This window comes from Emticicia sp. C21, from assembly GCF_003418935.1.
Taxonomy (GTDB): Bacteria; Bacteroidota; Bacteroidia; order Cytophagales; family Spirosomataceae; genus Emticicia.
The window spans coordinates 19,726-32,375 of sequence record NZ_QVMT01000020.1 but is presented as its reverse complement, the minus strand read 5'-3'; the positions used below and the strand labels follow the sequence as shown (position 1 = coordinate 32,375).

At 36.7% G+C, this 12,650-nt stretch carries 11 protein-coding genes; 8 read left to right on the top strand and 3 right to left on the bottom strand.

All coding sequences use genetic code 11. From position 1 onward, the window contains the following. Window positions 1–109: 109 nt before the first annotated feature. From D0T08_RS26125 to D0T08_RS26115, 3 genes are all read right to left on the bottom strand, one after another. On the bottom strand, window positions 110–550 hold the full coding sequence (locus tag D0T08_RS26125; RefSeq protein ID WP_116985710.1) for a hypothetical protein: 441 nt from the start codon (window positions 548–550) through the stop codon (window positions 110–112). Window positions 551–1,223: 673 nt separating this feature from the next. Beyond that, window positions 1,224–1,853, bottom strand: coding sequence for an orotate phosphoribosyltransferase (pyrE, locus tag D0T08_RS26120; RefSeq protein WP_116985709.1), 630 nt, complete (start codon window positions 1,851–1,853; stop codon window positions 1,224–1,226). A gap of 172 nt (window positions 1,854–2,025) precedes the next feature. Next, window positions 2,026–3,312, bottom strand: a complete 1,287-nt coding sequence (locus tag D0T08_RS26115; RefSeq protein WP_116985708.1) for a hemolysin family protein — start codon at window positions 3,310–3,312, stop codon at window positions 2,026–2,028. A 248-nt stretch (window positions 3,313–3,560) separates the two neighbouring features. Here D0T08_RS26115 and D0T08_RS26110 point away from each other — a divergent pair, with 248 nt between their 5' ends. The 8 genes from D0T08_RS26110 (at window position 3,561) to D0T08_RS26075 (ending at window position 12,645) form a co-directional block, all read left to right on the top strand. Next, entirely contained in the window at window positions 3,561–4,247 is a 687-nt protein-coding gene (locus tag D0T08_RS26110; RefSeq protein WP_116985707.1) for an NUDIX hydrolase, read from the top strand. A gap of 115 nt (window positions 4,248–4,362) precedes the next feature. Further along, window positions 4,363–5,973 (top strand): T9SS type A sorting domain-containing protein, encoded by a 1,611-nt coding sequence (locus tag D0T08_RS26105; RefSeq protein ID WP_158561354.1) that lies wholly within the window; start codon window positions 4,363–4,365, stop codon window positions 5,971–5,973. A gap of 142 nt (window positions 5,974–6,115) precedes the next feature. Continuing rightward, the gene (locus D0T08_RS26100) at window positions 6,116–8,128 is read left to right on the top strand and encodes a thioredoxin domain-containing protein (protein ID WP_116985705.1); all 2,013 of its coding nucleotides are present in this window, start codon (window positions 6,116–6,118) and stop codon (window positions 8,126–8,128) included. Between the two features lie 3 nt (window positions 8,129–8,131). Next, complete coding sequence (gene pxpB, locus D0T08_RS26095) at window positions 8,132–8,818, top strand: 5-oxoprolinase subunit PxpB (protein ID WP_310586313.1); 687 nt, start codon at window positions 8,132–8,134, stop codon at window positions 8,816–8,818. Window positions 8,819–8,925: 107 nt separating this feature from the next. Continuing rightward, complete coding sequence (locus D0T08_RS26090; RefSeq protein WP_116985703.1) at window positions 8,926–9,345, top strand: hypothetical protein; 420 nt, start codon at window positions 8,926–8,928, stop codon at window positions 9,343–9,345. Window positions 9,346–9,414: 69 nt separating this feature from the next. Next, complete coding sequence (locus D0T08_RS26085) at window positions 9,415–10,521, top strand: alcohol dehydrogenase catalytic domain-containing protein (RefSeq protein ID WP_199538227.1); 1,107 nt, start codon at window positions 9,415–9,417, stop codon at window positions 10,519–10,521. Window positions 10,522–10,819: 298 nt separating this feature from the next. Next, window positions 10,820–11,614, top strand: coding sequence for an alpha/beta hydrolase family protein (locus D0T08_RS26080; RefSeq protein WP_116985702.1), 795 nt, complete (start codon window positions 10,820–10,822; stop codon window positions 11,612–11,614). 86 nt (window positions 11,615–11,700) lie between these two features. Further along, complete coding sequence (locus D0T08_RS26075) at window positions 11,701–12,645, top strand: biotin-dependent carboxyltransferase family protein (protein WP_116985701.1); 945 nt, start codon at window positions 11,701–11,703, stop codon at window positions 12,643–12,645. The last annotated feature ends 5 nt before the right edge of the window (window positions 12,646–12,650 follow it).

Sequence of the window (12,650 nt, the reverse complement as noted above, 5' to 3'; positions counted from 1 at the left end):
AATCAAAGAAAAACTTAGGAAACGTATCCGGAGCAATACCTCTTTTACCAGGGTTAAGGGTTAATGAAGAGTATTAAAATCCGTAATTACGATTGTTATTCAGCAATTGTCAATTGTTTAATTCACTATCAGGGTCACAGATAGGTGGACAAACTTTTGAAAAATCATTTACGTACTGGTCTTGTAAAGTTTCCGGATCATAGTTAATAAGATCTTTAATTTTCAGACGAGTAATTGCGGTTACATTCTCAGGTCCTATGGCATTTACCATCAATAAATGTGGTTGGTAAATACCCGTATCAAGCAATTCTAAACCAATATACATACGTACCCAGTTAGCATCCGGAGCAAGATTCCATAAATCCTGTAAATCTTGTTTTCTAACGGCAAAAGCTTTCATCTCACTTGGTTGGATTTTTGCCTTTTGTAAATCAAATTCCAACCAGTTTTTTATCCATTCTTTAGCTGTTTTTAAAGAGATTTTGTAAGGATCCGGATCAGCTGATGGCCCGTTTACGGGTACGTTTGTGTTTTTTACATCTAAGTTCATTTTGTTTGATGGTTAAGCAAAATTAGGTGCTTTTAAGAACGCCGATATGCGTAAAAATACCTGTTTTTGCGATGGTGAAAAATTACTTTAATCCATGTTCAAAAAACAAGCCAAACAGAAACGTACATTTTATGTAAAAACACCTGAAATTAAAAACAGGTATTTTTACGCATACCTGACTTAATTTTTATTCTCAATTTTGGGTATTGATTTTTAGCACGATAAAGAGCTATAATTTTTATAAAGTTGATACACCTAACCACCTATCATTTCTTTATAGAAACTAATGTGGTGAAGCTATACTATTCCACTTAGTAAAAAACTGCTTGACTATCTGAAAAGAGTCCACAGAACAGAAGATTTTAGTAAGAATAAAATAGGGTTTGGCCTAAACAATACCAGCAAATGTCTACTTGTATTTAGTAAAACATTTCTTTACTTTTTTATTCTTTTGAAAATTGTCCTTAACCTTAGAATTTATCTCCTTATTTTATATAACTGTGTTTGCCCGATTGCCAATTCAATTTATGCTGTGTCTATGATTTTATTAACGCTCTTTTCCCCCTCAAAACTGATAGCTTTTACTTCCTGTGAAACATTTGCTGTCTTAGCATATAAATAAAAAGGTGGAACCTGAAAACAGATTCCACCTTTAAAAGGAGATACCTTAATTCTAAACACCCCATTTTTCAGGCTTTCTACGCCATTTCTTCAGCGACTCCAACGATTCAGCAGAAATATAATTTTGCTTAATTGCTTCGTCAATCAGGGCATTATAATTACTTAGTGTTACCAGAGGTACGTTTTTTTCGGCAAAGTTTGTATCAGCTATTTTAAAGCCATAAGTAAATATAGCCACCATGCCTACTACTTCAATACCTGCTTCTCTGAGTGCATCAACGGCTTTCAGGGAACTGCCACCTGTAGAAATCAGGTCTTCAATCACTACAACTTTCTGTCCTTTCTCAATACGCCCTTCAATCTGATTGCCCATGCCATGCTCTTTCGGTTTCGGACGTACATAGGCAAATGGTAAACCCAACGCTTCAGCCACTAAAGCCCCTTGCGGAATGCCTGCTGTAGCAACACCTGCAATCAGTTCGGTATCAGGGAAATATTTTTTGATGGCTTTGGCCAGAGACTTTTTAATAAATGTTCTTGCTTCCGGATAAGACAATGTTACACGATTATCGCAGTAAATAGGAGAATTCCAGCCCGAGCTCCATTTGAATGGTTGTTCAGGACTTAGTTTTACTGCTTTGGTCGATAACAAATAAGAAGCAATCTTGTGAGAGGTATTCATTATATTAATATTGAGTAAATGAGTGAATAGGTGAATGTGCGGCCGCCGCTGCGGTGATTTAGTATTTGCTTGTCGAATTTGCTCTATATTCAAATCACAAACTTAAATTACTTTACTATCTAATAGAGATTTCATAATCACTAAATCATACATTCACTCAATCACTAAATTGTTATTCTTGCGCTGGAACTTTCATGACCAGAATTTTATCAATACGATTTTTATCCATATCAATAATCTCAAACTCATAATCTTCCCATTCAAATTTATCACCTGTATCAGGAATTTCTTTCAGAATATTCAAGGCAAATCCACCCAAGGTATCAAAACCTGTATACTCTTTGCGATTGTTAATCTGTATATCAAAATGATTCAGAAAATCATCAAAAGGTAAAGAAGCATCCACTAAGAAACTTCCATCTTCTCGTTCATGAATATCATATTCAAATTCGGCATCTACTGAAATATCACCTACTAAAGCATCCAGAATGTCATTGAGGGTTATAATACCTAAAACACTACCATATTCATCAACGATGATTCCAACATGGATGCGATCCTCGCGGAACTTCTCTAAAGCCTGGTACGCATGATTATTTTCGGGGATAAATAAAGGTTTTTTAAGCAGCGATTCCAAATGCTGTAATTCTGCGTCTAAATCTTTTCCTAATAAGTCTTTGATATAAAGCAAACCAATAATATTATCAACACCATCTTTACATACAGGATATACGGAATGTTTATATTCCATCACCTTTTCTCTGTTTTCCTCAACTGAATCTTCTACATCCAGCATTGTTATTTCATTCCGGCTTGTCATCAGTGTAGTTATCTTTCTATCACCTAAATGGAATACATTCTGTACAATTTCCTGTTCAATTTCGTCGATAGCACCTCCTGTAGCACCTTCCTGTATCATCGACTTGATTTCTTCTTCTGTCACTGAGTTTTCAGATTGTTGGATCCCTAAAATTTTGAATATCAGGTCACTACACTTGGTTAATAACCAGATAAATGGTGAGGTGATCTTGGAAAGAATATTCATCGGACCGGCCATTACTTTGGCAATTGCCTCCGGGTTGGCCATTCCTATGCGTTTGGGGACTAATTCGCCCAGAACTAATTGAACAAAACCAATGATTAATACAACCAGACCCACAGCTATTTCGTCAGCATAGACAATTGGTAAACCCCAACCCATAAGGGTGGCTTTTAAATCTTCTGTTAGTTTGTCGCCAGAGAAAATACCGGTTAAGATACTGATGAGTGTGATTCCGATTTGAACGGTTGATAAGAAACGGTTGGGTGAATTTGCAAGTTCGAGCGCAGCTTGGGCTCTTTTATCGCCATTTTTACTTGATATTTCTAGTTTTGTTTTGCGGGAGGATACCAAGGCGATTTCCGACATAGAGAAAATACCGTTGAGTATCACTAAAAAAAGAATAATTAAAATTTCCATTTAAATGGTTTTGACTCCACAGTTTGCAAGTCAGATGGTGATTAGCATGCAAAATAATATGTTTTGCAGATATTGTAAACGAAAAGCGTATTATAATTTTTTTATAGAACACTCAGAACTTGCGTAAATATTGTCTTTCTAATCGTAAAGCTACCCATTTAGGTCGAAATATAATATTTAAACAGATGCCTACTTTAAAAAAAAATACGAACTTTGTGACCTTAATCAAATCTGCCTGAACAAAACAAATGGTTATCTTCATTGACGACAAACCTGTAAGAATTATTAGTAAAAAAAAGTTTCATAACCTGCATGGCAGCGATTTCGATACCATACTAGATGCCCGGTTGGAACAATTGAACGAAAAGAAATTTAAAGGCCATGTTATCGTATTAAATACATCGGCGGCTACAATCGAAAAGTTTTTCCGTCTGATAGCAAACGTAAAAGACTTTGAATACCAGTCAGTAACATTTGTAGTAGATGATAAAGAAGCCATCGAAGAGCAAATAAAGAGTTATTATAGAGTAGTGAAAGCTGCCGGTGGAGTGGTGTTCAATCATGAAAACCAGATACTGATGATGCACCGTCTTGGTAAATGGGATTTGCCTAAAGGCAAACGTGATGATAATGAAAAATCAAAAGAAACTGCCGTAAGAGAAGTAGCCGAGGAGTGCAATATAGGTGTGGTATTAGGTGAGAAAGTATGTACTACCTGGCATACCTACGCCATGAATGGTAGTAAAATATTGAAACGCACTAAATGGTATCGAATGAATTGTATTGATGATTCAGAGATGAGACCGCAGTTGGAAGAAGATATTGATGAGTTACAGTGGATGGATGAAAAGCAAATTCAGAAGGCGTTAATCAATTCCTACAGCTCTATTCGTTATGTTTTTGATGAGTTGAAGAGACAAGAGAAAGGATATTAGTTTGAAATGGGTGGCTAATCGAAATGTTTGTTTTCAATTTAGAGAATTGCTTCCAATTACAAAGTGAATATATGTTCCATTTTAAAATGCTTGAATGAAAATCAGCAGGAAAATAATGAGATTGACACAAAACGAACCAACTAATTTTTTCGGCTCGATAATATTCTTGTTATTTATATTGTTTGCGCAAAAAATTCAAGCCCAAACATGTGGTACCGGCTTTCAATTAAAACCCACAACCCTAAGCAAAATTATTGAATGGCAGAAATTTCCTGAATTCAGTTTACCGTTTTCTGTAGTTTATGGTGGGCCAAGATTTGGAGATTCTCAAAGACTTCCGTTGAGACATGGGTTTAGCCATTTGGCTACTTTTGAGGGAGCAGATGATAATCTGCCTAAAAATCAAAGAGCCATTGTCTGGTACGGTGTGGCCTACACAGGTACTAATCAGCCTTGGGAAACTGTTAAAAGTCCCTGGAATAATAATCTTGATGGATATAGAGCCAAGTGGCAACATGAACTCTCTACTATGCCGGAGGTAGATTTATTAGTGCCTGATATTGAAAGGCAAATTAAATCAAATGATTCTATTCTGATTCTGAAAAACCATGGTTCTACACCTATCGCCTACAGGAATCTGGATAATAATTCTTTTATTACTCAATATAAAAAAGACTTACAGACACTCTATGCGGAATCATTCGGTTTTACAAGGGGCAATAAATCGTCGAGAATAGGAGGATACTCTGATTCTCCGATTCTGAATACCTATATTAATATTGCCGGCAATAGCTGGCAAAAATGGACTACCGATCCAAGCCTGCTCAATTACTTGTTTTATGATTTTTCTTCGAATAATATCGGTGGAGAAGTTTATAACAGACAAGATTTCTTTAGTCCATCAGCGTATTACTATTACGATTATCCGCATCCACTTGCTCCTGATTATTTGGCTTATTTATTGTTTCAGATTGAGGTAAATAAGGCATGGGTACCTAATAAATCTATTATTCCATTTGTATGGTTGCGTTATAGTTATGTAACTGATGCTGCGCGTAAATTCATTAAGCCATTTATGGCAGAAGCCACCGCTATTTTTCCTTTCTTTTCCGGGGCAAATGGCTTATGGCTTTGGGATGATCCCGCTTTGTTTAATAACAATGAAAGCTTTGCTTCTTACGAGTATTTTATTAATGGCTTATATAGACTTTCCCAATACAAAGATATGTTCACAGGCAGTTATCAATTAATAATTCCTCAACCTGCACGTGCATATGTCGATAACCATAAACCTATCTGGAGAGGCGTAGCCAAAGGAAATGATTTCTTGGTAGCTGCACATAACCCTTATGCCAAAGATGAAAATGAAGTAGTGGTGGTGGAAGCCACATATAATAACTTGAAAGTGAATGTCTTGCTAAAAGGTTACGAAGTCTTTCTATGCAGGTTTAATATGGATTTGCTTGCTGATGAGCCAAATCAATCTTTTAATTCTTTTAAAATTTATCCTAATCCTTCTCAGGATAATCTGACCATTGGGATTAATAGCTTATTTCAACAAACGGCTAAAATTGAAATTGTTGATGCAACCGGTAAAGTAATACATCTGGAGACTGCAAACTTGCAGCAGGGTGAAAATACCATGACTATAAATATAAATCGCTTACCGAGTGGAACGTATATAATAAAAGCAATGAATTTTTCTAAGAAGTTTGTGAGGGAGTAATCAATGGGATTTATTCGTGTAACTCTGTGCCGAACTCTGAGCAACTCCATGGTAAAATTTAATCCACTTTAATTGTTAAAAGAAAGTATAACAACATGGTCCATTTCGATGTTTCTAACATCAAAACCATTCCTCATACAATATGCCCAATCAACTCATTCACGAAACAAGTCCTTATTTGCTGCAACATGCCCACAATCCTGTTGACTGGTATCCATGGGGAGAAGCAGCACTACAAAAAGCTAAAACAGAAAACAAACCAATACTGGTAAGTATTGGTTATTCTGCATGCCATTGGTGTCATGTGATGGAGCGTGAATCGTTTGAAAATAGGCAGATAGCAGAATTGATGAATGAGCATCTGGTATGTATTAAAGTAGATAGAGAAGAACGTCCGGATGTAGATGCCATTTATATGGAATCTTTGCAGGCGATGGGCGTGCGTGGAGGATGGCCCTTAAATGTTTTTCTGATGCCCGATGCTCAACCATTTTATGGAGGCACTTATTACCCACCACAAAACTGGGCTAATCTGGTAGTCAGCATCAAACGGGCTTTTGATGAAAATTATGATAAATTGCAGGAGTCAGCAGAAGGATTTACGCAGAATATGCTTTTCAAAGAATCGGAAAAGTATGGGTTACAGGCTGACGACGAATTGACTTTTACAGAAGAAGAATTAGTAACAATATTCAACCGCATTAGGGCTGATTTTGATTATGAAAAAGGAGGGATGAACCGAGCGCCTAAATTCCCGATGCCAAGTATCTGGAAGTTTCTGCTCCGGTATTATTCAGTTACAAAAGACGAACGAGCCTTACAACATATCAGTCTGACGCTTGATAGATTGTCTTTGGGAGGTATCTATGATATTCTAGGTGGTGGCTGGACCCGCTATTCAACAGATGAAGACTGGAAAGTGCCCCATTTTGAAAAAATGCTATATGATAACGGCCAATTGGTATCACTTTACGCTGAAGCCTATGCCCTCACAAAAGACCATCTGTATAAAGATAAAGTAACACAAACTATCGGATGGTTAGAAAAAGAAATGACCAGTGAAGAAAAAGGATTTTATTCTGCATTGGATGCCGATAGTGAGGGTGAGGAGGGTAAATTTTATATATGGTCGAAAAAAGAGATAGATTATATACTGGCTGAGCAATCGAAAGAATTTTGTGAGGCATTTAATATAACCAAAGAGGGCAATTGGGAACATGGAAATAACATTCTGCATCTGGAAGAAAGACTGTGGGCAGTAGATAATAATAAATGGGATAAAATGTTTTCTCTATTATTAGAGCAACGAAATACCCGTGTTCGTCCTGGATTAGACGATAAAATTCTATGCTCATGGAATGGTCTGATGCTGAAAGGGTTGATTGATGCTTATCGCTATATTAATGAACCTCAATTTTTAAGGTTAGCACTTGAAAATGCGAACTTTCTAAAAGAAAAAATGAGTGTAAAAGTATTGACCGAAGAAGGCAAAGAGGGTAGGGGATTATGGCATAATTACAAAAATGGTAAGGCCACATTAATTGCCTACCTGGAAGATTACGCCAGTGTAATTGATGCATACACGGCATTGTATCAGGTAACTTTTGATGAGCAATGGCTCAAAGAAGCAGAAATGCTGGCCGATTATACTATTGCTAACTTCTATGATGCAGAAGATGAATTCTTTTACTTTACAGATAGTCAGGGTGAACAATTGATTGCCCGCAAAAAAGAGCTTTTTGATAATGTAGTTCCGGCATCAAACTCAATTATGGCAAGTAACCTGTATAATTTAGGACTAATTCTTGACCGAGCCGATTTTATTGAGATAAGCAAAAATATGTTGGGGAAAATGAAAAAACTGGTGCTGACTGAAACCCAATGGCTCACTAACTGGGCTACCTTAGCCACTCAATTTGCCAAGCCAACAGCCGAAGTAGCCATTGTCGGAAATGATTTGCAGAATGTAAGGGCTATTCTGGATGAAACCTACGCACCTAATAAAGTATATGTAGGTACAGCTCAATCATCAGATTTGCCATTATTGCAAAACCGAAGTGCCAGAAATGCCGAAACAATGATATATGTCTGTTATGACAAAACCTGCCAATTACCCACATCAGATATCAGTAAAGCATTAGAATTAATGAAATAAAAGATTATTCGTATACTGACACCACCTTATAAAATATTCCCTCTGAGTGATTCATCTATCACCATTGACTTTGGTGCGGTGATTGATGTGGGTATTAACACAATCGTAGCTCAGTTATTCGACTATTCTAATTCCCACCCCTTTATTGGTTTTATAGAAGCCGTTCCTGCTTATGCTTCATTGACGATCTTTTATAATGTTTTACAAGTAAGAGAGGCTAATCCTAGCGCCAATACTGCATATGCTGTTATAGAAAACTACTTAATTACATCCTTAAAGGCTCTTACGTCGACTGAAACAAAAGAGCCTGCATTAATTGAAATTCCAGTGGTATACGATGGTGAAGATCTGGCTTTTGTAGCAGAGCATAATCAATTGAGTATAGAGGAGGTAATACAAATACATACTCAGGCCACGTATCGGGTATTTATGATGGGATTTTTACCAGGCTTTGCTTATTTAGGTGGAATGGATGAACGTATTAGTACTCCAAGAAAATCAACCCCGCGCACCAAAGTTCCTTCAGGAAGTGTTGGTATAGCTGGTAAGCAAACAGGAATTTATCCACTAGAAAGCCCCGGTGGATGGCAATTGATTGGCAGAACTTCATTGCCTTTGTTTGATAGCAATTCTTCAAATCCTACGCTTTTGAAGGCTGGTGATTTGGTAAGGTTTATAGAGGTGAAGTAATAATCAAATTGATTTCGCTAACTTTTTATTCTCAAGTAAAGTTGTTGTAACTATGCAAATACACTGCTTATTTGTATGGTAGGTTTATAGCAAAATTAAAAAATGCTATGAACACCTATAACGGAAAATCTTCTCAAAATACAAAAAATAAGAAATTGAAGACGTATATCACTATACAAACGACTACATACAAATCATTTCTATGTCTTTTTGATAGAAATGGAATTTTGGAGGATTTTGAATTTGGTGATACGGGATACAAAAAAGAAGGGTATGTTGATGAAAAAATATTTAATGGTTTACATACTGTAGGTGATATTCTAGATTTTGAATACGATTCTGATGAACCAATCGTATTCAATGCTAAAATAGATCAATTAGAGATTAAATTTATTGGTCGGCAATTCAGAGTATATGGAGAAAACTTTAGGTTAAGGATTTTGATTAATAAGATAGTTGAACTAAATGCTTACAATCCTGATACTTATGTTTATTCTAAAATTCAGCCAATGCATGATTCAAGATAAGATTAATCAGATTTTGGTAAATTAAATTCTCCTATCTTTGAACCCATTCAACCTTCACGATTTTAACCTATGATACAAGCGAAAGCTGCTATTGCAGATGGACAAGGCAATTTTTCCATTCAAACTATTGAAGTTAATGATATACCTGTACAGGACGAAGTACTAATCCAGGTAAAAGCCGCTGGTATCTGTCATACCGATTGGGATTCCCAATCCTGGGGTAAGCCATTAATTATGGGTCATGAGGGAGCAGGGGTGGTAATAAAAGTTGGCCCGGAAGTGAAAAATCTGCAGCCTGGGGATAAAGTGATACTCAATTGGGCCATACCCTGTTACCAATGTTTTCAGTGCCAGGAGGGTAATCAGCATATTTGTGAAGTTAATTCTCCCGTTACTGCAGGCAATAAAGTATCAGGTGGACATGCCCGTTTAGAATCATCAACGCTAAATAATATTCCTATAGAGCGCTCTTTTAGTTTGGGTACTATGTCGGAGTATACATTGGTGCGTGAAGCTGCCTGTGTCAGAATTAATGTCAATATTCCTTTTTCATCAGCGGCTATTATCAGCTGTGGAGTCATGACAGGCTATGGCTCGGTGGTGAATGCAGCAAAAGTTAAAGCAGGTTCATCTGTAGTGGTTTTGGGCACAGGAGGGGTTGGACTAAATGTAATTCAAGGTGCCAGAATAGCAGGAGCAGGTAAAATTATTGCAATTGATATTAACCCGTCAAGACTTGAAATGGCGGTAGAATACGGAGCAACTCATACTATTCTGGCATCAAAAGATGATATAGGTCTAATAGGCTCTGCAAAAAAGGTTAAAGAACTCACTCTCCGTGGTGCAGATTACGCTTTTGAGTGCACGGCTATCCCAGCATTAGGTGCCGCACCTTTGGCCATGGTACGAAATGCGGGTACGGCAGTACAGGTAAGTGGTATTGAGCAGGAAATCAATATAGATATGAATTTGTTTGAGTGGGATAAGATCTATATCAATCCATTATATGGTAAAGCTCGTCCGCAAATTGATTTCCCGATTTTACAGGAACTTTACCAGAAAGGCGACCTGATTTTAGACAAAATGGTTACAAGAACCTATACCTTAAACGACCTGAACCAAGCCTTCTCAGACATGCACCAAGGCCTAAATGCTAAGGGAGTCATTGTATTTTAATTATGGAAGAATATTATTACAAAAAATCTTAATGCCTCTCAGAATTAAATAACAACTAAAATGATATCCTTAAAACATCATTTCCTGTTTGAGCACTGTTAAAAATCAAGGGATAATTGTTGCCAAAAGGAAATGAATAGCGGATTTTTAATTGTGCGAGTTTAAATGATGCCTGTTTTTTTGCGTTACTTTTTTTCAGGTAAAAAAAGTAACATCCTTCCAACTGAATATTATAAAAGAAAACTGCAGATTGGTTAAGGTAAGATAGTTTAGTTAATTGCCTACATAAAGAATATTTATGTCAAAATTCTTTACAATAGAAATATCTGACCCCTCTTACGAAAACGATAACCTCCGTTACGTGACAGTCAAAAGCAATGCTCTTAAAAAAAGAGCGGATATAAGTCTATTTGTCCCGAAAGAACCCATTAAAGCCATGGTAATATTGTTACATGGCGTCTATGGCTCACATTGGGCATGGTCGCTCAAGGGGGGCGTGCACAAAACCACTCAAAGTCTGATTAATGAAGCCAGAATAAATCCTATGCTTCTAATCATGCCGTCTGATGGGTTGTTTGGAGATGGAAGTGGTTATCTTCCACATCATGATGAAAATTACGAGGATTGGATTACGACAGACCTCAAAGACTTGATTTATGAGATTCAACCAGACTTAAGTCCAGACTTGCCATTGTTTATAACAGGCCTTTCAATGGGAGGTTATGGAGCCATGCGTTTAGGAGCTAAATATCCACAGGTATTCAAGTCTTTTTCAGGATTATCTTCAATTACTGAATTTTCTCAACTCAAGCAGTTTTTAGAAAATAATGATGATACAATTCTGAAAGAGAATGTTTCGGTAGAGGAAGACACCCTTCAATGGTTATTAGCTAATAAAAGTCTCTTACCTCCTTTTAGATTTGATTGTGGCAAAGATGATATATTAATTGGAGCAAATAGAAAACTGCATCAGGAATTAGTAGCAAACAATATTCAGCATATTTATGAAGAATATCCCGGTAAGCACGAGTGGCCTTATTGGCAGGAACATATTGTAGATACATTGGTGTTTTTTGATAAATTTCTTGAGTGATTGGGCGATTCAAATATTCCCTCTGAAATGATTACTTAAATAATCACTCAATCACTAACTCGCTCATTCACTCAATTCTCAAACACATGCAATTCATAAAGTCAGGGATATTAAGCACCTATCAGGATAATGGCAGAAATGGCTATCGCTATTTAGGTATTAATCCTAATGGAGCTATGGATAAAATGGCTGTCAGGTTGCTGAATATCCTTTTGCAGAATGAAGAGAATGAAGCCGCCATTGAAGTCCATTTTCCGGGCCCTGAAATATTAATTGAAAAGGATTGTATCATGGCAATCGGAGGTGCTGATTTCGCACCTTATCTGCTTGATGAAAATCAGAAACCAGAGCAAGTTACTAATTGGCGGTGTATTTGGGTAAAGGCTGGAAGTATATTGAAGTTTAAAAAACGTATCTCAGGACAAAGAGCTTATATAGCTATTAAAGGTGGTTTTTTAGCTAAAGAATGGTTAGGAGGTAAAAGCACTAATACACTGCTTGACTTTAATACCATTAAACCTAATTATCAGGTTGACATAAAAACTTACTCTAAGCCAGATTTTCTACCTTATTTAGGCGCTTCTGTTCGACCACCTTATTCGGAGTCACCAATTATCAGACTTATCAAAGGCAATGAATATGATTTTCTATCCGCAGGAGCTAAGAAAATTTTAGAAGATGAAATATTTATCATTAGCCAAAACTCCAATCGTATGGGTTTCAGGTTGGTTGGAGAGGCGTTAAGTTTAGCAAACAAAATCGAGTTAATTTCGTCAGCAGTAGATTTCGGCACGGTTCAGCTACTACCTGACGGGCAATTGATTGTATTAATGGCTGACCACCAGACCACCGGAGGTTATCCACGACTAGGCAATATAGTCTCAGTAGATTTACCAGTATTAGCCCAGTGCAGTATAAAAGATTCGGTTCGGTTTCAATTTGTTTCATTAGCCGAAGCTGAAGAATTATTAATTTTAAGAGAGCAGGAAATTAGAAGATTAAGAGGAGCAATAGAGTTTTTAGCAAAGTAAAATCA

Excerpts from the sequence above, each read along its gene's own strand:
- D0T08_RS26075 (WP_116985701.1), top strand. The coding sequence starts at position 11,701 with ATGCAATTCATAAAGTCAGGGATATTAAGCACCTATCAGGATAATGGC.
- D0T08_RS26085 (WP_199538227.1), top strand. The coding sequence starts at position 9,415 with ATGATACAAGCGAAAGCTGCTATTGCAGATGGACAAGGCAATTTTTCC.
- D0T08_RS26080 (WP_116985702.1), top strand. The coding sequence starts at position 10,820 with ATGTCAAAATTCTTTACAATAGAAATATCTGACCCCTCTTACGAAAAC.
- D0T08_RS26090 (WP_116985703.1), top strand. The coding sequence starts at position 8,926 with ATGAACACCTATAACGGAAAATCTTCTCAAAATACAAAAAATAAGAAA.
- pyrE (WP_116985709.1), bottom strand. The coding sequence starts at position 1,853 with ATGAATACCTCTCACAAGATTGCTTCTTATTTGTTATCGACCAAAGCA.
- D0T08_RS26110 (WP_116985707.1), top strand. The coding sequence starts at position 3,561 with ATGGTTATCTTCATTGACGACAAACCTGTAAGAATTATTAGTAAAAAA.
- D0T08_RS26105 (WP_158561354.1), top strand. The coding sequence starts at position 4,363 with ATGAGATTGACACAAAACGAACCAACTAATTTTTTCGGCTCGATAATA.
- D0T08_RS26100 (WP_116985705.1), top strand. The coding sequence starts at position 6,116 with ATGCCCAATCAACTCATTCACGAAACAAGTCCTTATTTGCTGCAACAT.
- D0T08_RS26115 (WP_116985708.1), bottom strand. The coding sequence starts at position 3,312 with ATGGAAATTTTAATTATTCTTTTTTTAGTGATACTCAACGGTATTTTC.
- D0T08_RS26125 (WP_116985710.1), bottom strand. The coding sequence starts at position 550 with ATGAACTTAGATGTAAAAAACACAAACGTACCCGTAAACGGGCCATCA.